Origin of the sequence: Microcystis panniformis FACHB-1757 (assembly GCF_001264245.1) — a bacterium.
GTDB lineage: Bacteria > Cyanobacteriota > Cyanobacteriia > Cyanobacteriales > Microcystaceae > Microcystis > Microcystis panniformis.
The window spans coordinates 4,259,546-4,284,139 of sequence record NZ_CP011339.1 but is presented as its reverse complement, the minus strand read 5'-3'; the positions used below and the strand labels follow the sequence as shown (position 1 = coordinate 4,284,139).

The window sequence follows — 24,594 nt, the reverse complement described above, 5'->3', positions numbered from 1 at the left end:
CTCGGTAAATATTCACAAGTAAAACCCTTAAAGAATTTCCTGCAACATCCGATTGGCCTGGGAAGCGTAACCACCACCAAATAAATTAAAGTGGTTGAGAATATGGTAGAGATTGTAAAGAGTTTTGCGCTTTTGATAACCAGCATCGAGGGGGAAAACATCGTTATAACCCCGATAAAAAGCCGCCGGAAAACCGCCAAAAAGTTCCGTCATGGCTAAATCTACCTCCCGGTCTCCCCAATAGGTGGCAGGGTCTAAAATTACCGGTTCCCCATCGACGGTAATTGCCGCATTTCCCGACCACAAATCACCGTGGACGAGGGAGGGATGGGGTTGATGCTGACTCAAAATCTCGCTAATAGCGGGAATAACTTGATCCTCGTCGGGAAAATTGCCGCCGCGCTCCTTCGCAAGTCTTAATTGATAGCCAATACGCTGATGAGCGAAAAAATCCGCCCAATTGTTACTAACGGTATTGATCTGGGGAGTAGAACCAATGGTATTATTACACTGCCAACCAAAGCGATCGGACAGGGAAACTTGATGTAAACGAGCTAAATTTTGCCCCATTTTTTCCCAGCTTTGGCTATTGCCACCGCCGAATTCTAACCACTCTAGCACTAAATAACTAGATTTCTCGGCAATTCCCCAACAAATTGGCTCCGGAACCCTGATAGTCTTGGTAGCGTGAATTTGCTTTAATCCTAAAGCTTCGGCGGCAAACATGGCCTCTTGGTTCGCTTGGTTAATCTTAACGAAATAAATTAAACCATTGCCACTGACCGCATAACCCTGATTGATGCAGCCACCACTAACGGGATGACTTTTCTCAATTTCAAAAGGTTTTTCCGTGGTTTGGGTAATATGTCGGGCAATTTGAGTCCACATGGTTTATCAGTTATCAGTTATCAGTTATCAGTGATCAGTGATCAGTTATCAGTTATCAGTTATCAGTTAAGCTGTTGACTATCTAAATTACTCGTTAAGATTGCAGGGGAGCGGGGAGCGGGGATCAGGGAGAGGCAGTTTGAGCATTTGTACTAAAATTTCCCATACGCAGTTTAAATTCAGTATAGGTTATCAGTTATCAGTTAGAAGGCAAAAGGCAAGAGACAACAGGCAAAAGGCACTGGGAGCATCTCACCTTTGTAACCCCTAAATCAGGTTTTTATGTCAAGCTATTTTGAAAGCCTTGCTGGAAACCAGTTTTAGGGATAAGTATAATTACTCACTTGCATAAATGAGATGCTCCCAAAGGCACAAAGGCACTCTTGCAATAGTTATTTTAGCTAAGTAGCCGGTTACGATTAAAGATAAAATACAAAGAACCAGAAGCCTGTCCCACTATCTAACGTTAGACCGCGCCGTTTACCTGACTTGGAACTACTGTGGGCAGAAAGAATTGATAGACTATCAATATAGAACCCAGAGGTCAAAGACTTATGCTTAGGGACTCCTCAATCATTAGCGCATCTCCAGAGATTATGGGTGGCACTCCAGTCTTTACCGGTACTAGAGTTCCTGTTCAAACGCTTCTGGACTATCTCAAGGCGGGAGAATCCATAGATGATTTTTTGGACGGATTTCCGACTGTAACTAGAGAACAGGTTATTGCTCTACTTGAGGAGGCTGGAAAACAGGTTATTGGCATGGTGGCATAGCTTGACATCCTCACCGCCGTGAACGGACGGTGATTCCCAAACCTCACGATTTAGGTTTCTGCTTCTGTCCCTTGCGGGGTTCCGCACCTGCCTTAACAGATTCACTCTGTTCTGGTCTTATGGTCGCTCTACAGACTGACACCGCAAGCCCTGCGGCCAAAATATTTTTACTAGCGTTAACATCTCGGTCATGGTGAGTCCCACAGTCTGGACAGTCCCATTCTCGAACATTTAACGGCATTTTTTCAGCAATATACCCGCAATTACTACATCTTTTAGAGCTAGGAAACCATCTATCTATTTCGATGTAGTTTCTCCCATACCAACGGCATTTATAGGCTAATTGTCGGGTTATTTCTCCCCAACTAACATCAGATATTGCCTGAGATAATTTCGGGTTTTTGACCATATTCTTGACGGCTAAATTCTCAACCACAATCGTTTTGTTTTCACGAACTAATTGAGTGGTTAGCTTATGTAAATGGTCTTTTCTGCTATCGTTGATTTGAGCGTGAATTCTGGCTACTTTGATTCTTGCTTTTTCCCGATTTTTTGACCCCTTCTGTTTTCTAGAAAGATTTTTCGCTGCTCTTCGCAACCTCTGATAATGTTTCTTAAAATGCTTGGGATTAGACACTTTATCGCCATCGCTGGTAATCACGAGGCTACTAATTCCTAAGTCAATTCCGATGGCTTTATCTGTTACTGGTAATGGCTTAATTGTTGGGTCATCAAATCTAATTGAAATATGCCAACGTCCAGAAGGATGTAATCTGACTGTTACTGTGCTTGGTTCACAGCTTTCTGGGATTTGTCTTGACCATCGAATAGGTAAAGGTTCTGTGCATTTAGCTAAATAGATTTGTTTGTCTTTAAATTTAAAGGCTGATTTGGTAAATTCGGCACTTCCTCCCTGATGTTTTTTCTTAAAGTTAGGATACTTAGTACGACCAGCAAAGAAATTAGTAAAAGCTGTTTGTAAATGTCTTAACCCTTGTTGTAAAGGTACACAGCTAACTTCGTTTAAAAAGTCTAATTCTTCTTGCTTTTTCCAATCGGTCAACATTGAAGAAGTTTGAGCGTAGCCTACTCTTTCTTGCTTTTCGTACCAAGCTTGTGTTCGTTCGTGGAGAGCTTTGTTGTAAACTAATCTTACACAGCCCAAAGTGCGCCGCAATAGCGACTCTTGTTCGGGTGTTGGGTAAAATCGAAACGAATAGGCTTTTTCCATGTCTCATATTTTAGCATATATTTCGTAAACGATGCTCATATTTAACAGTAAAGCCGTCGTAGAACGACGGGGTTTCAGACCCAAATTTTCGATGACTGAGAGTAGCGAATAGCGTAAGTGCTGGCAGAGCAACGGGTAAAGCGGCAGACAAAATCGTGCGTCATAGAACAAGGAATTTCAGAGCTTGAGCCAACCTAATATGCCCTCCAGTAATGAATCTAAACTACCGTGATTCAATCCAAAAACTTTAGCGGTCTAGCAATTAATTGAGATTACTTACTTAACTGGTGCGTGGGGCGCGGATTGCTAATTTGGTTTTTTTATTCAAGGTTATTGCCGCAAAAACGCACCCTACATTATTACTGATTACTGATTACTGTTCACTGAATTGGTCTTACCACCACCACACCGTAAGCGTTAGGATTTAAATACTCTTGACAGGCATTTTGAATATCCTCTAAAGTGAGAGCTTCAATGTGTTGGGGATAACAAAAAGCCGGTTGTAAATCACCGATCTGAGTATGATAATAACCGTAAAGGTTAGCCCGATCGCTCGGTCTTTCATTGCTAAAAATAAACCGATTGGCCACTTGAGTTTTAACTCGTTCCAGTTCAGAAACTGTCACAGCTTCCTGTTGAATTTGTCCAATCTGTGCTACCACCTCTCTCTCCACTTGCTCGATATTTTCCGAGGCTAATTGGGCCGACACGGAAAACACCCCTTGCACTGCTTGGGACATATTACTGGCAGTTATTTGGGAAACTAAGCCCTTTTCTTGGCGCAGAGACTGAAATAATCGCGATACCTTGCCCTGACCCAGAATAGCCGCTAAAACATCGAGAGGATAGGTTTTTTCTAAGTCTCTCAACCCCGGCACTTTCCAAAATAGGATTAAGCGGGCCTGCTGCAAATTTTCATCCTCGTATTCTTGACGGATAATCTCGTTAAAGGGAGCTTCGGGCTGTAGATTAGCGATAGGATGAGAAATAAGCCCAGAATTGCCCTTACTGCCTAAAGTATCTAAAGAATCCCTCACAATAGCCATTAAATCATCTACAGGCAAATTACCCACCACCGCCACCGTCATCCATTCGGGACGATACCAAGTCCGATGAAAATCGCGCATTTGTTGAGCAGTAAGATTTTCAATCACTGCCATCGGACCCAACACCGGACGACGATAGGGTAAAACTTGAAAACAAGTCTCCATGGTGCGATAAAAAGTGCGCCGACGGGGATTATCCTGAGAACGACGAATTTCTTCTAAAATCACCTGTCTTTCCCGCTCAAAAGCTTCATCAGGGATTAAAGCGTCTAAAACCACTTCTAGCTGCAGCGGGGCCAGATGGGCGAAGTCCTGCGGGGCAGTGGTAATGTAATAATGGGTGTATTCTTGGCTAGTAGCGGCATTAGTCACCGCTCCCCTCGATTCGATCGCCCGTTCAAATTCGCCACTGTCTAAGTTAGGGGTTCCCTTAAAAACCATGTGTTCGAGAAAATGAGCCATCCCATTGATCTGATCCGATTCTAAGGCCGAGCCGACCTGCAGCCAAACATTGAGATTAACCGCTTCTACCGGTTGACTTTCGGCAATAATCGTCAAACCATTGGCAAGACGGTGCAGAATCGGAGTGTTGAGCGTGGCAGGTTTCCCTAGGATAGCCGTCATTCTTTATTAGTCCTCGGTAATCACTCTGGCAAAAATTGTCACTTTTCTCTATTGTAGTCCCAGACTTTCACAGAGCCAACAAGATCAGGTGTTGGCCAGCAATTCCAAATTCAGAATGTAGCAAATGATACGGAACATCAAACCCTTCTGCCTGGTACATCCCAATCCAACATCAAGAAGAATTAACAAGAGCCCTAGGGATGGCATCATCGAGCATAAAGTCTAAAAGGGGAGCATCTCACCTTTGTAACCCCTAAATCAGGTTTTGGTGGTGATTCGGTAGAGGAGGTTTTATCTTGAATGTCGGGGTGAAGACCCTCGCGCTCAAGCGACGGGATGAAACCCCGACCAGTATAAAACAGCGAAGCACGACATTTCGAGGGGCTTCAATGTAAAAGCTCAGTGTTTACAAAATCTTGACAATCCGATGCTATACAGGTTAACTTAAAATAAGTTGTTTGAGGTCGATAAACAAGGTCGATAAACAATGATTGTCTTAGAAATGAAAGCCGTGATCAAACCAAGTCAGTGTTCTGCCATTGATGAAGCTATTCGTACAGTACAATTCATCCGTAATAAGGCTTTAAGGCTTTGGATGGATGCCAAGAGAGAAGACAAAATTGATCAATATTCTCTCAATAAATATTGTGCAGTTCGCGGCCATTCAGTTCAATTTTGTCGATACTCTAAATTCTACTGCTAGACAAGCATCGGCCGAACGAGCTTGGTCAGCTATTGCCCGTTGGCTCTTCTAGGTTCTGTGTGAGCATGGTATAATAGTAACACAGAACAGGAGGTGGGTTATGTGGATAAATTTTGATCAACTCCTCGATTTACCAAATGTAACAGTGGTCAATTATCAAAAAATTGCTCAGACAATTTTCCTAAAGCTTGCTCTTTTAAATGAAACAATTGAATGTCCGAATTGCCATCAAACCTTAGACAGAATCAATCAGACAGAGTATAATCTAGTCAGAGACTTGTCAATATTAGGTAATCCAGTATATTTAGAAGTACCACGCCGTCAGTTTCATTGTCAAAAGTGCCAAAAGTATATCAGCGAAAGACTGAGTTTTATGAGATTAAGACAGCATCATACAATTCGCTATGAATCGATGATTTATGAGAGAGTAAAAAATTGTAGCATCGAAGAAATAAGTCGAGAAGAAGGGTTAGGATGGTCAGAAGTTGAGTTAATATTTAATCACTGTGCTAAAGAACTAGAAAAGGAAGAGTGGGAAGCACCAGAACGAATAAGCTTAGATGAATTTAGTAACTTAAAAGGACATAAAGATTTCATCACAACGGTCGTAGATATGGACAAGAAAATTTTACTAGATGTGATTAAAGGACATAAGCAAGAAGAATTAATGGAAGCCTTAAAAGCACAGCCAGACGCAGTTCGGGAGAAAGTGAAAGAAGTGAGCGTCGATATGTGGTCAGGATTTACAGCAGTGATCAAGGAATTATTTCCCAATGCTAAAATCATCTATGACCGTTTTCATGTAATGGCTATCATCAATGACGAGCTTAATAAATTGAGAAAGTTAATGGGGGTGCATGAAAAAGGATTACCTCATTTATTATGGAAGAATAAAGAGGACTTAAAGGACGAGCAAAAACAACAACTAGAAGTTATTCTGAAAGAACATCCATGCTTAGGAATAGCCGGGGAAATGAAAGAAGAAATTAGACAAATTTATCAAAGTAGTAGAACGTTCAGAGGTGCTGAGAGAAAATTGGAAAAATGGATAAGAATAGGCGGGATATTATATGAAAGTAGTGCCAGGATGATCCAGAAGCATTTGCCAGGTATTTGTAATTACTTTGAAAATCAGACAACCAACGGATTAATTGAGGGAATGAATACCAAAATAAAGCTTATTAAAAGAATGAGTTATGGATTTACCAATTTTGAACATCTTCGACTTAAGCTGTTTGCTTGCTTTAATTCATAACAAAAATTAACACACGAAAACCAGAAGAGCCGCCCGTTTCTATGACAATTGTAAGAAAAAGGTTAAAGGTAAAAAAGGTTATCCCAAGTTTCAGAAAAATAATCGTTCTGTGGAATATAAAAACTCTGGGTGGAAACTATCGGAGGATAGAAAGAAAATAACTTTCACAGATAAGAAAAACATTGGCACGGTTAAACTGAAAGGAACCAGAGACTTAAACTTTTACCCTATTGACCAAATTAAACGAGTTAGGATTGTTAAACGAGCGGATGGTTATTATGTCCAATTCTGTCTTAGCGTTGATATTCGGGAATATGCTAAACCGCTAGAACCAACAAAAAGATGTGTAGGATTGGATGTAGGTTTAAAAGTTTTCTACGCTAACAGTGATGGGGAAACAGTAGAAATACCGCAATACTATCGCCAAGCAGAAAAAAGATTAAACCGTCTAAATCGGAAGAAATCTAAAAAATTTAGAAAAGGTCAACCCCAATCAAACAACTACCAAAAGGCTAGAAAGAGGTATGCTAGAAAGCATTTAAGAGTAAGTAGGCAACGTAAAGGCTTTGTCGAAAAAGAGGCATTGCGCGTCATTAAATCTAACGATTTTATCGCTCAGGTCAACTTAAATATTCAAGGCATGGTAAAAAACTCTAAACTAGCTAAATCTATTAATGATGTGGCTTGGTCTATTTTTCGACAATGGTTAGAATATTTTGGGTTTAAATATGGTAAGGCTACGGTAGCAGTACCACCCCATAACACGAGTCAAAATTGTTCTAATTGTGGTCAAAAAGTCCCTAAATCTCTATCTACGAGAACCCATACTTGTCCCCATTGTGGTTATGTAGAAGATAGAGACATTAACGCCGCTATCAAGTGCGATTCGTTCAGTCGAAACCTAGAAATAGGGGGATGACTGGCCTCTGTTGAGTAACCCTAACTGGGTTGAGTACGCACTTTAATCCTCAGCAGATGACAACTTCATAACCTTGTAAGTGAGGGCTAGTATCCTAGAAACCCCAAGTCTTACCTTCCAGACGCAGGAATGAAAGCAAACGCCCTTACGGTAGCGACTAGCCATCAATCCGTAAAGCAGGGAATCGAGCGGAAAAAGCGACTTATAGCCTAAATAAGTCAACCGTAAGCAAGTTCCTATGGATAACGAAAGTTAAGTCATCGTCCGAATTACCGTTACGGCGAAGCAGTGAAATAAGGCTGACACACTGCCAGTACCAAAAGGTCAATAGTATAGGGTGGTATAAGGATTTGTATCGATATACCAAGCGTTACCCAAAAACTCGGTAAAAAGATGACATCCTAAAGGGAACAAACCAAAGGTTAAGAGGAACGAAGTAACCCTATTATTACTCTTTAGTAAAGGTCGAAAACTAAGAGCAGTCAGCTAAGACGAAAACTCTGCAATACAGCAGGTAATAGTAGGGAAAGATTGAGTCAAAAGCCAACGCCTATTTGTAACGAATAGGATATGCAGACGGACTCACGATTACATGGAATGAAAAGTTGTAAGTAGTAATGTAAAAGTTATGACCACTGTTCAACAGATGGATAAATGGAAGACTTGGCAAGACATCAATTGGAAAAAGGTTGAACGTCAGGTTTTTAAGTTACAAAAACGAATTTTCAGAGCGTCTAGTTGTGGAGATGTCAAGAAGGTTCACAGACTCCAAAAATTATTGTTAAAGTCCTACAGTGCTAAAGCGTTAGCGGTGCGTAGAGTAACCCAAGACAATCAAGGAAAGAAAACCGCAGGTGTGGATGGAGTTAAATCTCTAACCCCAAAACAACGGTTAACCCTAATGACTGAACTAAACTTGGGAACAAAGGTCAAACCCACACGCCGAGTATGGATTCCCAAACCCAACGGCGAAAAACGACCTTTAGGAATACCTACCATGAAAGACCGTGCCTTACAAGCACTAGCTAAACTGGTACTAGAACCAGAGTGGGAAGCCAAATTCGAGCCTAACAGCTATGGATTTAGAGTAGGACGCTCTTGTCACGATGCTATAGCAGGGATATTCCAAGCCATTAACAAAAAGGCAAAGTATGTTCTTGATGCAGATATAGCTAAATGCTTTGACCGCATTGACCATCAAAAACTGTTAGAAAAACTTAACACCTACCCAACCATGAGGAAACAAATCAAATCATGGTTAAAAGCAGGAGTCATAGACGACAAACAGTTATTCCCAACCTCAGAAGGTACACCGCAAGGCGGAGTGTTATCGCCATTATTGGCAAATATAGCACTTCATGGGTTAGAGGAATTGGTTATGAATCTAGCACCCTCATTTGACATGAAACGCAAAGACGGGACACAAATGAGTGTTAGAGACAAAATAAAATCAGTGACCTTAATCCGATATGCAGACGATTTTGTGGTACTACATGAAAACCTAGGGGTTATTCTCCTAATCAAAAAGGAAATAGAGGGATGGTTACAAAACATCGGACTTGAGTTAAAACCAAGTAAAACAAGAATAGCCCACACACTGAGAGAAGATGAAAGCGAACAAGCTGGATTCGACTTTCTAGGGTTTAATATAAGACAATTTCCCGTCGGTAAATACACCTCGGGAAAAGTCAGAGGTAATCTGCTTGGTTTCAAAACAATAATAACCCCTAACAAAGAGAGTCAAATAAGACACTATAGAGAACTTAAACGCATCATAAACACCAGCAAGGGAATCAACCAAGCTGAACTCATTAAAAGGTTAAACCCTGTAATAAGAGGATGGTGCAATTACTTCTCAACAGTGGTTAGTCAGAAAATCTTTGAAAGATTAACCCACATCCTAGGGCATAAACTCATCAAATGGGGGATAAAACGCCATCGAAACAAAGGAAGAAAGTGGATTTCTAAAAGACACTTTCACACAATAGGTGGCAATAACTGGGCTTTCACAACCAGAGAAGAAAATAATCCTCTAAGGTTGTACGAACATAGAGAAACGGAAATCCGACGCTATGTGAAGGTCAAAGGGAACGCCTCACCCTACGATGGAAACCTAGTTTATTGGAGTTCAAGAATGGGGACTCATCCCGAAATGCCAACAGAAATTTCAAAACTGTTGAAAAAGCAAAAAGGGAAATGTACTCACTGTGGACACTTCTTAAGAGATGGGGATTTAATGGAGATAGACCACATCACCCCTAAATCACTAGGGGGGAATAACAGTTACAATAACCTCCAACTTCTTCATCGACATTGCCATGATGAAAAGACAGCCAATGATGGCAGTCTAGGCAACAAATCTGACTGCAATAGTGTCAAGCCAGAACCGCCCATACCAGATAATTACATCTGGGTAAAGGATATGTTGGTAATGACGTAGGAATGACAAACCCCGTGTAGTTGAGGAGCGGAATGACGAGAAATTGTCACGTTCCGTTTTGTAGAGCAGTAGGAGAGGCGACTCTCTTACTGACTTTAATCATTCTCAAAAAGGGACTAAGTACGGTGGGACACACCGAAACTAATACGCTTGGGGAGAGATTCCCTCTGGTTTGGCTGGATACGTCCTGCCAGATTAAGGAAACTCTATGAACCAAGAATCCTTCGCATGAGCGCGATGGGAGTGTCAACGGACAGAGTTGGTTATGTTTTTGTGGAGATTAATGCTGAGATGTCTGAGGGTAAGGTGTTAGGTTTTTTGGAGAAAATCAATAAAACTAAGTTAAGTTTTTTGACATTGCTTTCTCTGGATGATTTGCCAGCATATCTGGAGAAAATCAGTCCTCCACAATTAAGGTCTCAAATTTAATTAGGGTTGAGTTCGATTGTCAAAGTTTTGAAGTAATCAAATCAAGGAGAAAATTCATCATGAATCGTCAAAATGCAATGATCATCGTATCTAAAATGGTTGTCGTAACTGCTACGATATCTCTAGGTTTCATAACTTTAGAAAGTCAGGTTGCCAATGCGGTTCCTATTATCTTGGGACCGACTCCCTACTTAAGCTTTAATGATAGCCCCTTTAAGAGTGTAAATTTTAACTATTTCTATCTTGAAAACTTTGAAGATGGTCTTCTAAATACTCCGGGTGTAACAGCCTCTAGTGCCAGTGGATTACCCGTTTTAATTGGTAATCCTGATTTTATGGAAGATTTGATGGAACCACGGGTGACGATCGTTTCTTCGGAGTTATAAATCCAGAAGGAATTTCAAAGATATCCATTTATTTCCCAAACTTTAATAAGTGTAGGTATCAGTATAGATCATTTGCAGTATGGATCTATCGCTTCTCAGCCTCCAAAGAGTGTTCCTGAGGCTTCTAATGTCTTTGGTCTAGGATTACTCGGACTAGGTTTAGCCGCAATAAAAGTAAAAGGTATCCTATCAAAAAAAGCAAAATCACCCACAGATAACCCCCAAGAACCAGACAACTAACTGGGATTAATTGCAGTAGGATAAACTAATTTATCCTACTGCATAATCGGTCAATTGACGAAGTATAGGAGGATGAAAGCCAATGACAATATCTTTTTTAGGAACACCTAGTTTAACTAAATCTTCAGCAATATCTTGTTCTGTCATATTCCATTGAATCCAAATTTTATCAGACTTGAGGTCAATATGAATAAGACAATAATGTACATACTTTTCGCCTTCCCACCCAAAAGTAACGACCTGATAATGTTCTTTTTGTTCATCAAAAATAGCTTGAATCTCTAAATCATTACCAGTGGGTTTATATTGAGTATATTCTGAGAGAATATTTTTGACTAATTGACGATATTTTGCTAATTTATCCATCTTAAAATTACCTCCTGACTTGGCGAAAAAATAATTAATTTTAAATGGTTTTCTCTCATCATCAATTGGGTAAAATCTAAAGAGAAAAAAGTGTCGTAAGTAAAACTAGGAATAGCTAAAAACAAGACTCTATCTGGATCTTTTCTCTTTAAAACCGCCCGATAATTAATAAATTGTCCTAGAGCAGTATGAAATTCTGAGATCGCTGAAGACCCCTCTAAAAAACTTTTAATTTCTACGGCAATCTTTTGATGATCTTTAGTCGCAGCAATCAGCTTTTCTGCGCCTAAATCAACAGCCATATTCACCCCTCCAAAACTTATCGTATAAGGGTCATGAGTAATTAACCAATTATCTTTGATCAAAGCATTTTTGGCTGCTTGATAAACTAAATCTTTAGCCAATTTTACCTTTCTCCTGATTTGATAGGTTATCTTTCCCTGTTTTGAGGTGCGGCTTGAGCAATAAGGACAACTAATTTTCTCTGAACTATAGTACTGAGTAGCATCTAGGGCGACGAGTAAGTTGCCATCCAACGCCTCAAACCCCCTCAAATAGCCTTGGTCTTTCAGCCCTTGATCAATCCATCTGAACAGGGGAAAAAGATGCTTTGCGGCTATTCCATCGAGGATGTTCCGCGTCTGCTCTACTGTCGGGATATTGACCAAACCAAACAGACTTTGAGCATTATCTCGTCCACAATAACTATTAAGTTGACGCTGATCTTCTAGAAATGATTCATTCTGGCGAAAAAAGGCGGCGAATGCCCCTAATATTGCGTCTTTCAGACTGTAGCGGGTAGCATTGCTGGCACTTCGAGGCTCAGTTATCCCAGGGATAACTAGCTGGAAATAGCTCAGCATCCCCATAAAACCCAGTTGTTTGACTTCCATTCCCCCGAAACCCACTGTTCAAACCCTTCACTCCATTTTGAAAGGCAAGAGTAAGACTGGTTCTGTATTCTGTGCTACCGTTTGAATTGGGAATTGCTGGGTTTTGGCAGAAGATGTTGAATAAATTCTGAGATTCTGTTACCTTTGTAACAGAATCTCAGAATGAAACCTTATGGCAGGCATCAAGGCTACTTTTACGTCCACAGATTGTGCCTTTCATATTCAAGGCTACGAAAAGATTGATTTCAGTTTGCTCTATGTAAACGGTGCTTTCAAAATTGGGAATCCCGAAATTGCCGAAAGTTATGCACCATTCAGACGCTGCTTGATGGTGATTGATCAAACTGTTTACGGTTTGTATCGCCAGCAGATCGATCAGTACTTCGCTCACTATCAAATCGATTTGACTGTTTTTCAAGTCAGTATCAAAGAGCCTGAAAAGACTCTGAGAACTTTCGAGAAGATTGTCGATGCGTTTGCCGACTTTGGACTGGTGCGTAAGGAGCCTGTTTTGGTTGTGGGTGGCGGACTCACGACCGATGTTGCTGGGTTCGCTTGTTCTGCCTATCGTCGCAAAACCAACTACATTCGCGTGCCCACAAGCTTGATTGGCTTGATTGATGCTAGCGTGGCGATTAAGGTTGCTGTCAATCACGGCAAACTAAAGAATCGTCTTGGTGCGTATCATGCCTCTCAAAAGGTGATTCTTGATTTCTCATTTTTGGGAACTTTGCCGATCGATCAAATTCGCAACGGAATGGCAGAGTTAATCAAGATTGCAGTTGTGGGCAATCAAGAAATCTTTGAGCTGCTAGAAGAACATGGTGCGGCATTGCTGCACAGCCGTTTTGGCTATCTGAATGGCACCCCTGAGTTGCAAGCTGTAGGGCACCGTCTGACTTACAAGGCAATTCAAGCCATGTTAGAGCTAGAGGTGCCCAACCTGCATGAGCTAGATTTGGATCGAGTGATTGCTTACGGTCATACCTGGAGTCCGACGCTAGAATTAACGCCAGAACCCCCGATGTTGCACGGTCATAGCGTCAACATTGATATGGCATTTACGGCGACAATCGCCCAGTTGCGCGGCTATATTTCGGTTGAAGACCGCAATCGCATTTTAGGCTTAATGAGCCGATTGGGGCTGGCGATCGATAGCCCCTATCTCACCCCAGAACTCCTGTGGAAAGCGACCGAAGCAATTACGCGGACTCGCGATGGTTTGCAGCGAGCAGCGGCTCCCCGCCCGATTGGGCAATGCGTGTTTATGAACGACCTAACGCGATCTGAGTTGGACAAGGCCTTAGCGGTTCACCGAGCGATCGCTCAAAACTATCCTCGTCAGGGCAATGGTGAGGATATGTACGTGCGCCTCGAGCCAGCCTTAGAGGGAGCAGGCGTATGAGACCCGTTACGCCCGTTGGAATTATCTCAGCGAAGTTAGCAGCCTTGGTCGGTCGCGCCGAGTCGATCGATGGGCTTGATCCGGTTTTCAAAGCTGAATTGCAGCAAGTCTGTGCCCTAGCTTGCGGACTCGACCCGTATTTGGATGTTTGTACGACACCCGAATCGCCTGCCTTGGCTGCCTTGGTGCAACGGACTCAAGCGGAGGACTGGAGCAAGCGATTTACGGATGGTGAAACAGTGCGCCAGCTAGAGCAGGAAATGCTATCGGGGCATGTGGAAGGTCAAATGCTCAAATTTCTGGTGCATTTGACGCAAGCGCAACGGGTGCTAGAGATTGGCATGTTTACGGGCTATTCGGCTCTAGCGATGGCAGAGGCATTGCCCAGCGATGGACAGGTCGTGGCTTGTGAAGTTGATGCTTATGTGGCTGAATTTGCGCGGCAGTGTTTTAACGAGTCGACGGCCGGACACAAAATCGTAGTCAAGGTGGCGCCTGCTCTTGAAACCCTGAAGCAGCTTGCAGAGGCAGGAGAGGTGTTCGATCTAGTCTTTATTGATGCCGATAAAGCAGGTTACATCGACTACCTCAATCTGCTCTTGACTACCTCGCTGTTAGCTCCAAACGGGTTAATCTGTGCGGACAATACTTTGATGCAGGGGCAGCCCTATCTCTCGGAAACGCCTACGCCCAATGGCAAGGCGATCGCACAGTTCAACCAAACCCTGAGCCACGATCCACGAGTTGAGCAAGTCCTGCTACCTCTGCGAGACGGCTTGACCTTGATTCGGCGTATGTAGTCCATTAATCCGCCCACTTAAACCTATGATAAAAACCGCTCCCGTTAAGCTTCTCTCTGAGCCAGCGGTCAGTGCGGGCAGCATCGGGGTGAGATCGCGCTTAAAAACCCTTGCCACTCTTACTTTGCTGCTGCTGGCATTGCCGTTCAACGTTACCCTCGTGTCGATTGCTTTGCTGAGATCGCTAGTTCTTCGCCCGGCGCGATCTCGCGTAGCGAGCGCTTTGCGTTCAACCACGGTAAATCCGCAAACGGTTCTCATTAGCGGCGGCAAGATGACTAAAGCCTTGCAGCTTGCGCGATCATTTCACAAAGCAGGGCACCGAGTCATCCTAGTGGAGATGCACAAGTACTGGTTAACCGGACACCGCTTTTCTCGGTGCGTTGATCGGTTCTACACCATACCCAAACCGCAATCGTCCCAGTATGCTCAGGCATTACTGGAGATTGTGCAAAAAGAAAACGTTACTGTTTACGTTCCCGTTTGTAGCCCCGTTGCCAGTTATTATGATGCGCTCATTGCCGAAATGCTTGCGCCCCATTGCACCGTCATGCATGTGGATGTGGAGAGGCTCAAGCAACTGGATGATAAGTACGCCTTTGCGATCGCCGCAGGAACCCTAGGGTTAAGCGTGCCAAAATCCCATCGCATCACCCATCCTCAGCAGGTGATTGACTTTGATTTTAGTAAGGCAAAGCGTCCCTATATCCTCAAAAGCATTCCTTACGATTCAGTGCGGCGATTGGATCTGACGCAGTTGCCCCGTCCGACCGCTGAGGAAACGGCGACTTTTGTGCGATCGCTGCCCATTTCTGAAGCAAATCCCTGGATTATGCAGGAGTATATTCCAGGGCAAGAATATTGTACCCATAGTACTGTTCGTCAAGGACACGTGCAGCTTCACTGCTGCTGCAAGTCTTCAGCGTTTCAGGTCAACTACGAACACGTTGATCATTCTGAGATTGAACGGTGGATTCTCGCCTTTGTCAAGGGGCTGAACCTTACGGGACAAGTGTCTTTCGACTTCATTCAGGCAGCAGATGATGGACAGGTTTATGCGATCGAATGCAATCCGCGCACACACTCTGCCATCACGATGTTCTACAACCATCCTGATGTAGCACAGGCTTATCTAAATCTACATCCACTCCCCCAGATGGCTCAGCCACTTGCCTCTAGCCGCCCAACCTATTGGACTTATCACGAAGTTTGGAGATTGCTAACCCAGCTACTTTCTCCAAAGATGCTCAGGCAACGATTACAGATTCTCGTCAACGGCAAAGATGCCATCTTTGAGTGGGACGATCCCCTCCCTTTTTTAATGGTGCATCATTGGCAGATTCCGCTATTACTGCTGGGAAGTTTTCGGCGCGGCAGTGAATGGATTCGGATTGACTTCAACATTGGCAAGCTTGTTGAACTGGGAGGAGACTAGAGCATGGAAAAATTGCAGATTTTGCATCTAGTTGGCTCTGCTGTGAGCGATTTTTACTGTGAGTTGTCGCGACTCTATGCCCAAGATTGTCTACAAAATACGGCGAATCCAGACCTCTATGAGTTCCACATTGCCTACGTGTCGCCAGATTTGAGGTGGCGGTTTCCCAAATCTTTAGACAATGCCGAGATCGCCCAGACTCCCTCAGTTTCAGTCCCTGAAGCGGTCGCGGTTTTAATTCAACTTCAGATCGATGTGATGGTACCCCAAATGTTCTGCCTGCCCGGAATGACTCAGTACCGTGCGCTATTCGATCTGCTCAAAATTCCCTATGTGGGAAATTCGGCTGAGCTAATGGCGTTAGCCGCAGATAAGGCAAAGACGAAAGCGGTTGTCTCCGCAGCCGGGGTGACCGTGCCCGCTGGCAAGGTTCTGCATCGAGGCGATTGCTTATCTGTATCCCGTCCGTCGATTATTAAGCCGAACCATTCCGATAATTCATTGGGTTTGAGTTTAGTTACCGAGACAACCGATGGAGATGCTGCTTTAGCAACTGCCTTTGAGTATGCAGATGAAGTCTTAGTTGAGGAGTTTATCGAACTGGGTCGAGAAGTTCGCTGTGGGGTGATTGTGCAAGCGGGCGAGTTAGTTTGCTTGCCGCTAGAAGAGTACGCCGTGAATCCCGAAACTCATCCGATTCGGACTTATGCAGATAAACTCAAGCAAAATGAAGATGGTAGTTTGGATTGTGCTGCTAAGGAGAAAACCAAGGCGTGGATTGTTGATCCTAGGGATCCAGTGACTCAGCGAGTTTGGGCGCTCGCAAAACAATGTCACGTTGCTTTGGGCTGTCGGCATTACAGTTTGTTTGATTTTCGGATCGATCCACACGGACAGCCGTGGTTTTTAGAAGCAGGTTTGTATTGTTCGTTTGCTCAGAAAAGCGTCATTCCAATGATGGCTCAGGCTGCTGGAATTTCATTGACAGACCTGTTTCAAAATATGGTGCAGATGGCAGTGGCGGGAGAGGCTGCCTCTTTGGGCGATCGCCCCATGATCGCGCAGATTGACACAAAAGCCGAAACTTATTCTTAGCAGGACATTCGGGTTGCCCAAATAGCCATGAAATTTTCAAAGCATTGCCAAGCAAGCGTTTCAAACTTCTTTTAGCTGAACTTCCCCCATACGGATCTACTGGGAATTGCTGGGTTTTGGCAGGCTTTTTGGCTGTGATCGGTAAAAAGTAAACTGAAAACTCAAATCTGATCACTGATAACTGATCACTGATCACTGAATCTCCCCTCTTGCCTCTGAGAAAAAAAAATGCTATGATGAAAACAAATCGGGCTTCTACGTTGGTGACTGCCTTTCAAGTTTTTTGATCTATGCTTGATTGTGATAAGGGAGCAAATAACCAATTCGTGTGGTAGTAAACCGAGCTTGTACTCGGAAACAGAAACGCGTAATATAAGTTCCCACCTGGTTAACCCAGGTCATAAACTTAGGTAAAACGGCGTAGCGGTCTTTTCAAGTTTTTCGAGCATATATAGGTCAAATTCTGGGCATAAGCACTGTAAGCTGTACTGAATTTAAACTCCGTATTGGAAATTTTAGTACAAATGCTCAAACTGCCTCTCCCTGCTCCCCTGCAATCTTAACGAGTAATTTAGATAGTCAACAGCTTAAGTAGGGAGGCAAATTATTTGTAGGATGGGTTATACTTTAGACGTTCATAATCTGAGATTTATTAAACTTCTGAAATCGTAGAGTCAGCAAGGAATCCAGTTCTTTTTTATGTTTCAAATGGGCATCATTCAAACATTCATAAATGGCTGAAGAAAAGTCAGAAAAGTTTTCATAATATTTACCATATAAACATTTCTTTTTGACCAATTTCCACAGCCTTTCAATTAAATTTAGATTAGGTGAATAAGACGGCAGATAGAGCAGCTCTATTGACAAAGAAAGAGCCAATTCTTCAACAATTTTACATTTTTGATAGCGGGCATTATCTAAGACTAGAGTGATGGGAATCATTAGTCCTAAAGCAGCTATTTTTGACCGGAGTTCACAGACTTGAGTTGCCGTAATATAAGTGTCATATGTTACCAGAATAACTTCATGAGTTATTGCATTTAATGCTCCTAAAACATTGAAGCGTTTACGCCCGCTCGGTGACTTAACAAAAAGTCTCTCAAAACACCAAACAAAACCGAGAAATGCTCCCATGACGAAGTGAGCGGCATCAACAAAAAAAACAGCCCTTTTTCCTTCTTTTGCCTCATTTAGTCTGGGTTCTAGCTTTTTTTCTTTGTAGTCCTCTTGTTCATCTGGGTCAGCTTTAGAAGGAAGAGAACCTACTTTTAAACATTTCATTCCCATTGATTTTAAAAATTTTCTCACTTGGGTAGGACTTCGTTTTATTCCCGTCAATTCTTCTATCCTATATACAGCTTCATTTATTGTGGCTGGTGGATTTTTCTCGAAGTATTTTTTGAGGGTTTCTTTTTGAGACTCTAATTCACTTTTAGGGCGATAGAAGTTGATTTCTTTTAATTTTTCTATTCCGCCCTCTTGCTCATCTCGAAGATAGGTTAATAAGGTATTTGGCGAGATTCCTGCTAACTGACAAATTTTTTGGTGCGGTATCTTTTGGCTTTTTAACCAGAGAACTTCCATCTTCAGTTGAACCCGGGGATGGGGATGATGAAATCTTTCATAATACAGTGAGTTCTTTTCTTCTTCCGTGAATTCTAGGTTAATCATGTTTTTAATGAGTGCTTTGCTTCTAATTATGACTCTTAAACTATATTATTGTCCTTGAGTAAAAAATGCAAGTTGTAGCCGTGCAAAGTATAGCGGTAGCGTAACCCATGCGGGCATTGGGTTTCGTTCCTCAACCCAACCTTGTATCTTGAGAAGTAGGCAACCCGTCCCAACCTAGGTAAAAAATACCGCTTTGTAGCTTGGGTGCCTATATTCTGAAAAAGGGCGTGGACATCCAGTTCAACCGAGGTGCTTGACACCGTTGGGTAGCCACCGGAGCCACGCCGTCATCCCGAGGAGACAAGCTCGAACAATCGCCCTTAGGATTAACCTCGTCTTCGCAAGGACGAGTTACCAAAGGGACAAAATAACTTAACCCCAGCATAAACGATGACAGAAGAAAAAACATGGGTAGGGATCGATGTCAGTAAAGAGGTTCTAGATATCTACGTGTTGCCGCAAGGTCTGACCTTGCAACAACCCAACAGCGACGTTGGCGTTCAATCGCTGATTGAACAATTACATCCTCTCTCACCGAGTTTGGTGGTGGTGGAATCGACGGGTGGATTAGAGCGCGCACTCGTATCGGGCTTACAAGCCGCCACCATACCGGTAGCGATCGCCAACCCCCGCAAGGTCAAAGGGTTTGCGACGGCATTGGGGAAAGCAAAAACGGACAAATTGGACGCACAGGTAATCGCTCAATTCGCACGAGCCGTGCAACCCCAACCCCAACCCGTGGTTGCCCCCCAAGCCCAACAATTGAGCGACCTAGTACGACGACGACAGCAGTTGGTGGAGATGCAGGTGGCGGAGAAAAACCGCCTCAGTCGTGCGTCTGAGACGGTGCAACTAGATATCAAAGCCCATATTGAGGAAATCCAACAGCGTATTGAAAGCCTCAACGAGCAGATTCAGTCCCTCGCCCAACAGCAAGCCGATTGGCAAGGCAAAAATGAAATCTTACAATCCGTTAAAGGGATCGGCAAAGTTTCATCTGCCCTATGTTTGGCGGAATTACCCGAGATGGGAACACTCTGGCGAAAAACAGATTGCCCGGCTGGTCGGGGTCGCTCCTATCAACCACGATAGTGGCCAGCACAAGGGTAAACGCATGATTTCGGGGGGACGCACCTCGGTTCGCTGTGGCTTGTACATGGCCACATTGGTAGCCATTCGTCATAACCCGGTGATTCGGAAGTTCTACGAACGGTTGTTGACCAATGGCAAGTTGAAAAAGGTGGCCTTAGTTGCCTGTATGAGGAAATTGCTGGTTATCCTCAATGCCATGATTCGTGATAATAAATGCTGGCAAGCACCCGCTTAGTCCAGTTTTCCGAACAATTTCATCGCTGACAAAACGGATGACTGGTGCCGTTACTTTGTCTTGCCTATTTGGGGTACAAAAGATTTTCTTTATTCCCCTTGACTTTTAAGACAATCGCTACGTTCTGTTGACTCTTGCAAGAGTGCAAGAGTGCCTCATCTCAACAAGCAATTTAAATGCGCGGGCAGCTTATCTATATTTTTTTCTAGGTTAAAGACTGCTGTTTTCGGTAACGCTCGTCACCGCTAAATTGTGACAATCCGGACTACACTAGGGAAAAATTTATGAATTATTGTTAAGCAATGACTGAAAAACAGCCAAGAGTTGTTATCATCGGCGGCGGATTTGCGGGTTTATACACGGCCAAAGCCCTAAAAAACGCCCCCGTTCATGTTACCCTCATCGATAAGCGAAATTTCCATCTTTTTCAGCCCCTCCTCTATCAAGTCGCTACTGGGGCGCTGTCTCCGGCCGATATCTCCTCACCTTTGCGCTTAATCCTACGGGGTCATGACAATACAGATATTCTCCTCGATCATGCCATAGATATAGATCCGGTCAAGGGAGAAGTGATCTTGGAAGATCACCCACCGATCGCCTACGATCAATTAGTTATTGCCACGGGAGTCAGTCATCACTATTTTGGCAATGATCAATGGCAGCCCTACGCTCCAGGGTTAAAAACCATTGAAGACGCAGTAGAAATGCGTCGTCGCATCTATCTCGCTTTCGAGAAGGCCGAGAAAGAAATTGATGCCGAAAAACGGCAAGCTTTATTAACTTTTGTTATTGTCGGTGGCGGACCGACGGGGGTAGAATTAGCAGGAGCGATCGCAGAAATTGCCCACGGTGCGCTTAGGTCTGATTTCCACCAGATTAACCCCACAGAAGCGAAAATTTTGCTCTTAGAAGGGATGGATCGAGTATTACCCCCATATTCACCCGATTTATCCGCTAAAGCTGCCGCTTCTCTCACAAAATTAGGGGTGACAGTGCAAACTAACAGCATCGTTACCAATATTGTTGAAGGTTGTGTCACCGTCCGTCAGGGAGAAAAAACCACAGAAATCGCTGCCGAGACAATTTTATGGGCAGCGGGGGTAAAAGCATCGAGAATGGGGCGAATTTTGGCCGAAAGAACTGGGGTAAATCTCGATCGCGTCGGCCGGGTAATCGTCGAACCTGATTTAAGTATCGCTGGTTATGCCAATATTTTTGTGATCGGGGATCTGGCTAATTTTGCCCATCAGGGAGATAAACCTTTAGCCGGAATTGCCCCCGTGGCCATGCAGGAGGGCGAATATCTGGCGAATTTATTAATTTCTCGCCTAAAAGGGCAAACTATTCAACCTTTTCATTATATCGATCGAGGTAGTCTGGCAGTGATCGGCCAAAATGCGGCCGTGGTTGATTTGGGATTTGTCAAGTTTTCTGGGTTCATCGCTTGGTTAGTCTGGGTTTGGGCCCATATTTACTATCTGATCGAATTTGATAATAAATTAGTGGTGATGGTGCAATGGGGTTGGAATTATTTTACCCGCGGTCGTGGCGCTCGTTTGATTACGGGAGAGGGGCAAAATTTAGCCTCGGGACAATTGCCGCAAAATAACAGCCAAAATAATAATAATCTCGCCGTTTCTAACCAGACGGAAACTCTCTCTCCACCGATTGTGAAAGTGTGAAAAAAATAGCCGTGATTATCTAGTTATCAGTTAGCCGGTAAGAACAATCGATCATGAAAATAGAACATCCTAACAGTCTGGAAATTACCCCAGAGGAAAGCCAAGAATTAGAATATTTACGAGTTAAAATTGAACGAGCGATCAAAGATGGTGTGATCACAAGAATAGAATTTGAATCGATTAAAACGATCATGTTTTCTAATAAGAAAAATAATCCCGACCAAATCTTCCGGCAAGTGACACTCTATCGCCATTTAGTCGTTGAAAAAATGAATAATGGCGAACTAATTTTTGAATCTCCCCAATAGGGCGAAATTCTGACAGGGGGACAAGCCAGCTGAAAAGCTTATGTAGCATGGAATACAGACACAGACTCCCAAAAAAGATAAGTCATATTTACCATATATGACCTAAATAACGAAAATGATAAGTGAACTATACCAGAAAGTGTTAGAAAATGAACTGGGGCGAGCCAGATATCTACTGTTGTTAATGGTAGTTGGAACCTTGCAAATATTGAAGCAAGCAAAGTTAGAGATATTAGCTGAAGCCTTACCAATACCAATCCTGTTTGAGAGTCGGAGAAAAAAACTAAAAAGATTTTTAAAGCTGGAAATTCTGAATATTGAAAAAATCTGGTTTCTCTGCTTAAAAGAGATGTTAAAACAGCAGGAGAGATTCACAATAAAAGGATTAGTATATATTGCCATAGACCGAAGGAGTTGGGGAGCAATTAATATCTTGATGGTGAGTCTAATTTATGACAAGAGAGCCATCCCAATCTATTGGGAGATATTGGATAAAAAAGGAAGTAGTAATCTCGAAGAACAGCAGCGAGTATTGGGGAAAATATTGACGGTGCTATTAGGTCATAAAATCCTGGTGTTAGGAGATAGAGAATTTTGCTCGGTCAGTCTTGGAAAGTGGCTTCAGAAGCAGAGTTTGTACTTTTGTTTAAGACAAAAAAAAAGTACAAATGTCAAGACAAAAGAAGGAATTTATCAAGAAATGAGAGAGTTAGGTTTAAGTCCAGGAACTCAACTATTTTTAAATGATGTTAATCTTACAAAAGAGCAGGGATTTGGCTCGTTTAACGTAGCTGGTAAATGGAAAAAAACTTACCGAGGTTTTCGCACAAAAGAACCTTGGTATATTCTGACAAATTTTGGGGATTTAGAGACGGCAATAATTGCCGATCAAAAAAGATTTGATATTGAAGAGATGTTTCGAGATTTTAAGTCGGGAGGCTATAGCTTAGAAGGTTCTCAATTAGCACCGCAATACCTATCAAAGCTGATAATTGTTATAGCTATCGCCTATACAAGTGCCACAATGCAAGGTAAAAAAATTAAGGATATGGGAATCCAAAAATATGTCACAAGACCTGAAAAAAGATATAAAGGTCAACGCAGACACAGTAGTTTTTATGTGGGTCAACATCTCTATCATTGGCTCCAGCTACATCAAATGTTCCCAAAAAATATAGAAGAGCTAATGCAAATTAGCCGCTATCGGTTGAAGGATTACATCAAAGGACAAAGAGCGATATCGCTTGCCCTATCTACCTTCTAGCTCGCTTGTCCCCCTCTCAGGGCGAAATTCCTTTTTTAGCTATTTAGTACAAATGCTCAAACTTCCTCTCCCTTCTTCCCACTCCCCACTATCCTATACCTTTTAAACGGGATTTAGTAAGTAGCTAGACACAATTAATTAGGGTTTGCGGCAAAAAGTACGGGCGAAGCATTCGGATAGAAAATCTCCGGTTTCACCGATAGGTTATTGCCCGAATGCTTCGCCCCTACAGGACTCGGGCTGATGAAGACGCAAGGTTTTTAACGACGATTCTCTCAAAATCTTGCACCTGTTTCGCGAGAAAAGCCATAAAACCCTTACCTTGCCTACATTTCACATTTATTCAGCAAGCCCTAATTATACAGGCTCTTCGTTACTTGTTATGGTTCGATAGGGGGGCATAAATCGACTAAATCCTTATCTGGCAAGAGACTTAATTGATTAGTTCGCTCTAGAGCAAAAACAATTGACAAAAATCGCTAAATGCCTTTCTCTATAAGGGTTCCATCCCTTATAACCCCCGTCCATTGCATAACACAAACCGAAGAGCCATTATACATATCTAACCACCTCTTGCCTTTTGCCTCCGGCCTTTGTTAGCTTATTCTTTTTTGTCGCTACCGGGAAAAGCTCGACCTTGAATATTTTCTAAAGCTGAAACTGCCGCCCTGGAACCGGCCATAATATCTCGTTCTTCTCCCCCTAAATATAAGCGGCCAAAACTGCCCACGGAAGTAACGTGTAGGATATTAATTAAAGCAGCTTTTTCGGCCTGATTAGCGGCTAGGGAAGCGTAGGCAGCCGGTTGCACTTCTAAAACGTACAAAGTCTGTCCCGCCATTAACATCATACCCCGAGAACTCCGGTTAATTAATTGGGCTTGGTAAGCGTCAATGTTGCGAATAATTTGGCTAGAAACAATTTGCGGTTTCAGACAATCGCGCTGACTAACGCCTAAATACTGCAAAATTGCCTGACCGGCCGCCCTCACCTCTCCCTGACTGCTAGAATGGAGTTCTAGCAGTCCATAGAGTCGTTCTACGAATAGAACCCCCGGACGAACCACGGCGGATTTGAGGGCAATATCGGTGATGCGATTAATCTCGATACCGGGGGAAATTTCAATCCAGAGGGAAGCATCCCCGGGTAAGGGTAAAAATCCTTGGGCGACTGTACCGATGTAAGCAGCGTGTTGAAGCTGTAGATTGTCAAGATAAACGTAACTGCGAAGTTCTACACCCAAGCTAATTTCTCCCTCTTTCTGTCCTCTAGCAAATCCCCATTGCAACCCCGGAGCGATGATTAATCAATCCTTAATTAGGGCTTAGGCATTACCATCTTTCACTATAGTATAGAATTGACTGCCCTTAAATTTGCTGGGGAGAAGCGGTAAAAAAACTATAATTATGGGGAC

The 24,594-nt window shown here is 43.0% G+C and carries 19 protein-coding genes, 1 other RNA gene and 3 pseudogenes; 16 read left to right on the top strand and 7 right to left on the bottom strand.

What is annotated here, in order from left to right; translation table 11 throughout:
* Positions 1-27: 27 nt before the first annotated feature.
* Positions 28-888: a fructosamine kinase family protein gene (locus VL20_RS20480; RefSeq protein WP_052277613.1), complete on the bottom strand. Its 861-nt coding sequence runs from the start codon at positions 886-888 to the stop codon at positions 28-30.
* Between the two features lie 554 nt (positions 889-1,442).
* Here VL20_RS20480 and VL20_RS20475 point away from each other — a divergent pair.
* Entirely contained in the window at positions 1,443-1,661 is a 219-nt protein-coding gene (locus tag VL20_RS20475; protein ID WP_052277612.1) for a DUF433 domain-containing protein, read from the top strand.
* Positions 1,662-1,704: 43 nt separating this feature from the next.
* Here VL20_RS20475 and VL20_RS20470 read toward each other — a convergent pair whose 3' ends face one another.
* The gene (locus VL20_RS20470; RefSeq protein WP_052277611.1) at positions 1,705-2,892 is read right to left on the bottom strand and encodes an RNA-guided endonuclease InsQ/TnpB family protein; all 1,188 of its coding nucleotides are present in this window, start codon (positions 2,890-2,892) and stop codon (positions 1,705-1,707) included.
* A gap of 380 nt (positions 2,893-3,272) precedes the next feature.
* Positions 3,273-4,562 (bottom strand): M16 family metallopeptidase, encoded by a 1,290-nt coding sequence (locus VL20_RS20465; protein ID WP_052277610.1) that lies wholly within the window; start codon positions 4,560-4,562, stop codon positions 3,273-3,275.
* 487 nt (positions 4,563-5,049) lie between these two features.
* On the opposite strand from VL20_RS20465, the pseudogene VL20_RS20460 reads away from it, so the two are divergent.
* From VL20_RS20460 to VL20_RS20435, 6 genes and pseudogenes are all read left to right on the top strand, one after another.
* Positions 5,050-5,308 (top strand): annotated as a pseudogene (locus tag VL20_RS20460) (RNA-guided endonuclease TnpB family protein); the annotation flags it as partial.
* Positions 5,309-5,365: 57 nt separating this feature from the next.
* A complete protein-coding gene (locus VL20_RS20455) occupies positions 5,366-6,520 on the top strand; it encodes an ISL3 family transposase (protein WP_052275591.1) in 1,155 nt (384 codons plus the stop codon).
* 31 nt (positions 6,521-6,551) lie between these two features.
* Positions 6,552-7,397 (top strand): annotated as a pseudogene (locus VL20_RS20450) (RNA-guided endonuclease InsQ/TnpB family protein); the annotation flags it as partial.
* A 670-nt stretch (positions 7,398-8,067) separates the two neighbouring features.
* Complete coding sequence (gene ltrA / locus VL20_RS20445; protein WP_052275675.1) at positions 8,068-9,879, top strand: group II intron reverse transcriptase/maturase; 1,812 nt, start codon at positions 8,068-8,070, stop codon at positions 9,877-9,879.
* A 228-nt stretch (positions 9,880-10,107) separates the two neighbouring features.
* Positions 10,108-10,308: a hypothetical protein gene (locus VL20_RS20440; protein WP_002790520.1), complete on the top strand. Its 201-nt coding sequence runs from the start codon at positions 10,108-10,110 to the stop codon at positions 10,306-10,308.
* A gap of 59 nt (positions 10,309-10,367) precedes the next feature.
* Positions 10,368-10,694, top strand: coding sequence for a hypothetical protein (locus tag VL20_RS20435; protein ID WP_052277608.1), 327 nt, complete (start codon positions 10,368-10,370; stop codon positions 10,692-10,694).
* Positions 10,695-10,964: 270 nt separating this feature from the next.
* Here VL20_RS20435 and VL20_RS20430 read toward each other — a convergent pair whose 3' ends face one another.
* Together VL20_RS20430 and VL20_RS33875 are read right to left on the bottom strand one after the other, a co-directional pair.
* Positions 10,965-11,300 (bottom strand): XisI protein, encoded by a 336-nt coding sequence (locus VL20_RS20430; protein ID WP_002790072.1) that lies wholly within the window; start codon positions 11,298-11,300, stop codon positions 10,965-10,967.
* Positions 11,288-12,193 carry an element excision factor XisH family protein gene (locus VL20_RS33875; protein WP_334311333.1) on the bottom strand — a complete coding sequence of 302 codons (906 nt, stop codon included), beginning with the start codon at positions 12,191-12,193 and terminating at the stop codon, positions 11,288-11,290. Before VL20_RS33875 ends, VL20_RS20430 begins: the two co-directional genes overlap by 13 nt.
* A gap of 172 nt (positions 12,194-12,365) precedes the next feature.
* Between VL20_RS33875 and VL20_RS20420 the strand changes: the two genes are divergently transcribed.
* From VL20_RS20420 to ssrS, 5 genes are all read left to right on the top strand, one after another.
* The gene (locus tag VL20_RS20420; RefSeq protein ID WP_002790069.1) at positions 12,366-13,598 is read left to right on the top strand and encodes a sedoheptulose 7-phosphate cyclase; all 1,233 of its coding nucleotides are present in this window, start codon (positions 12,366-12,368) and stop codon (positions 13,596-13,598) included.
* Positions 13,595-14,398 (top strand): O-methyltransferase, encoded by an 804-nt coding sequence (locus VL20_RS20415; RefSeq protein ID WP_002794105.1) that lies wholly within the window; start codon positions 13,595-13,597, stop codon positions 14,396-14,398. The genes VL20_RS20420 and VL20_RS20415 overlap by 4 nt, the downstream gene beginning before the upstream one ends.
* A gap of 25 nt (positions 14,399-14,423) precedes the next feature.
* On the top strand, positions 14,424-15,833 hold the full coding sequence (locus VL20_RS20410) for an ATP-grasp domain-containing protein (protein WP_002794104.1): 1,410 nt from the start codon (positions 14,424-14,426) through the stop codon (positions 15,831-15,833).
* Positions 15,834-15,836: 3 nt separating this feature from the next.
* The gene (locus VL20_RS20405; protein ID WP_052277607.1) at positions 15,837-16,928 is read left to right on the top strand and encodes a D-alanine--D-alanine ligase family protein; all 1,092 of its coding nucleotides are present in this window, start codon (positions 15,837-15,839) and stop codon (positions 16,926-16,928) included.
* A gap of 246 nt (positions 16,929-17,174) precedes the next feature.
* Positions 17,175-17,362: non-coding RNA, 6S RNA (ssrS, locus tag VL20_RS29750), on the top strand.
* 193 nt (positions 17,363-17,555) lie between these two features.
* On the opposite strand, the gene VL20_RS20400 is transcribed toward ssrS, so the two are convergent.
* On the bottom strand, positions 17,556-18,599 hold the full coding sequence (locus tag VL20_RS20400) for an IS630 family transposase (RefSeq protein WP_052277606.1): 1,044 nt from the start codon (positions 18,597-18,599) through the stop codon (positions 17,556-17,558).
* 390 nt (positions 18,600-18,989) lie between these two features.
* Here VL20_RS20400 and VL20_RS20395 point away from each other — a divergent pair.
* The 4 genes and pseudogenes from VL20_RS20395 to VL20_RS20375 all read left to right on the top strand — a co-directional run bounded on the left by VL20_RS20395 (position 18,990) and on the right by VL20_RS20375 (position 23,180).
* A pseudogene (locus VL20_RS20395) lies at positions 18,990-19,926 on the top strand (IS110-like element ISMae40 family transposase).
* Positions 19,927-20,228: 302 nt separating this feature from the next.
* Positions 20,229-21,608 carry an NAD(P)/FAD-dependent oxidoreductase gene (locus tag VL20_RS20385; protein WP_052277605.1) on the top strand — a complete coding sequence of 460 codons (1,380 nt, stop codon included), beginning with the start codon at positions 20,229-20,231 and terminating at the stop codon, positions 21,606-21,608.
* Between the two features lie 53 nt (positions 21,609-21,661).
* The gene (locus tag VL20_RS20380; RefSeq protein ID WP_002790062.1) at positions 21,662-21,916 is read left to right on the top strand and encodes a hypothetical protein; all 255 of its coding nucleotides are present in this window, start codon (positions 21,662-21,664) and stop codon (positions 21,914-21,916) included.
* 115 nt (positions 21,917-22,031) lie between these two features.
* Positions 22,032-23,180, top strand: coding sequence for an IS4 family transposase (locus VL20_RS20375; RefSeq protein WP_052277604.1), 1,149 nt, complete (start codon positions 22,032-22,034; stop codon positions 23,178-23,180).
* Positions 23,181-23,781: 601 nt separating this feature from the next.
* Here the strand turns inward: VL20_RS20375 and VL20_RS20370 are convergent.
* Positions 23,782-24,423, bottom strand: coding sequence for a beta-carboxysome protein CcmP (locus VL20_RS20370; RefSeq protein ID WP_002734433.1), 642 nt, complete (start codon positions 24,421-24,423; stop codon positions 23,782-23,784).
* Positions 24,424-24,594 lie beyond the last annotated feature (171 nt).

What these genes read in the sequence shown, in the direction of transcription:
- VL20_RS20430 (WP_002790072.1), bottom strand. Translation starts at nt 11,300, where the DNA reads ATGGATAAATTAGCAAAATATCGTCAATTAGTCAAAAATATTCTCTCA.
- VL20_RS20435 (WP_052277608.1), top strand. Translation starts at nt 10,368, where the DNA reads ATGAATCGTCAAAATGCAATGATCATCGTATCTAAAATGGTTGTCGTA.
- VL20_RS20455 (WP_052275591.1), top strand. Translation starts at nt 5,366, where the DNA reads ATGTGGATAAATTTTGATCAACTCCTCGATTTACCAAATGTAACAGTG.
- VL20_RS20465 (WP_052277610.1), bottom strand. Translation starts at nt 4,562, where the DNA reads ATGACGGCTATCCTAGGGAAACCTGCCACGCTCAACACTCCGATTCTG.
- VL20_RS20375 (WP_052277604.1), top strand. Translation starts at nt 22,032, where the DNA reads ATGATAAGTGAACTATACCAGAAAGTGTTAGAAAATGAACTGGGGCGA.
- VL20_RS20385 (WP_052277605.1), top strand. Translation starts at nt 20,229, where the DNA reads ATGACTGAAAAACAGCCAAGAGTTGTTATCATCGGCGGCGGATTTGCG.
- VL20_RS20410 (WP_002794104.1), top strand. Translation starts at nt 14,424, where the DNA reads ATGATAAAAACCGCTCCCGTTAAGCTTCTCTCTGAGCCAGCGGTCAGT.
- VL20_RS20480 (WP_052277613.1), bottom strand. Translation starts at nt 888, where the DNA reads ATGTGGACTCAAATTGCCCGACATATTACCCAAACCACGGAAAAACCT.
- VL20_RS20380 (WP_002790062.1), top strand. Translation starts at nt 21,662, where the DNA reads ATGAAAATAGAACATCCTAACAGTCTGGAAATTACCCCAGAGGAAAGC.
- VL20_RS33875 (WP_334311333.1), bottom strand. Translation starts at nt 12,193, where the DNA reads ATGGAAGTCAAACAACTGGGTTTTATGGGGATGCTGAGCTATTTCCAG.
- VL20_RS20405 (WP_052277607.1), top strand. Translation starts at nt 15,837, where the DNA reads ATGGAAAAATTGCAGATTTTGCATCTAGTTGGCTCTGCTGTGAGCGAT.
- VL20_RS20475 (WP_052277612.1), top strand. Translation starts at nt 1,443, where the DNA reads ATGCTTAGGGACTCCTCAATCATTAGCGCATCTCCAGAGATTATGGGT.
- VL20_RS20400 (WP_052277606.1), bottom strand. Translation starts at nt 18,599, where the DNA reads ATGATTAACCTAGAATTCACGGAAGAAGAAAAGAACTCACTGTATTAT.
- VL20_RS20440 (WP_002790520.1), top strand. Translation starts at nt 10,108, where the DNA reads ATGAGCGCGATGGGAGTGTCAACGGACAGAGTTGGTTATGTTTTTGTG.
- ltrA (WP_052275675.1), top strand. Translation starts at nt 8,068, where the DNA reads ATGACCACTGTTCAACAGATGGATAAATGGAAGACTTGGCAAGACATC.
- VL20_RS20415 (WP_002794105.1), top strand. Translation starts at nt 13,595, where the DNA reads ATGAGACCCGTTACGCCCGTTGGAATTATCTCAGCGAAGTTAGCAGCC.
- VL20_RS20420 (WP_002790069.1), top strand. Translation starts at nt 12,366, where the DNA reads ATGGCAGGCATCAAGGCTACTTTTACGTCCACAGATTGTGCCTTTCAT.
- VL20_RS20470 (WP_052277611.1), bottom strand. Translation starts at nt 2,892, where the DNA reads ATGGAAAAAGCCTATTCGTTTCGATTTTACCCAACACCCGAACAAGAG.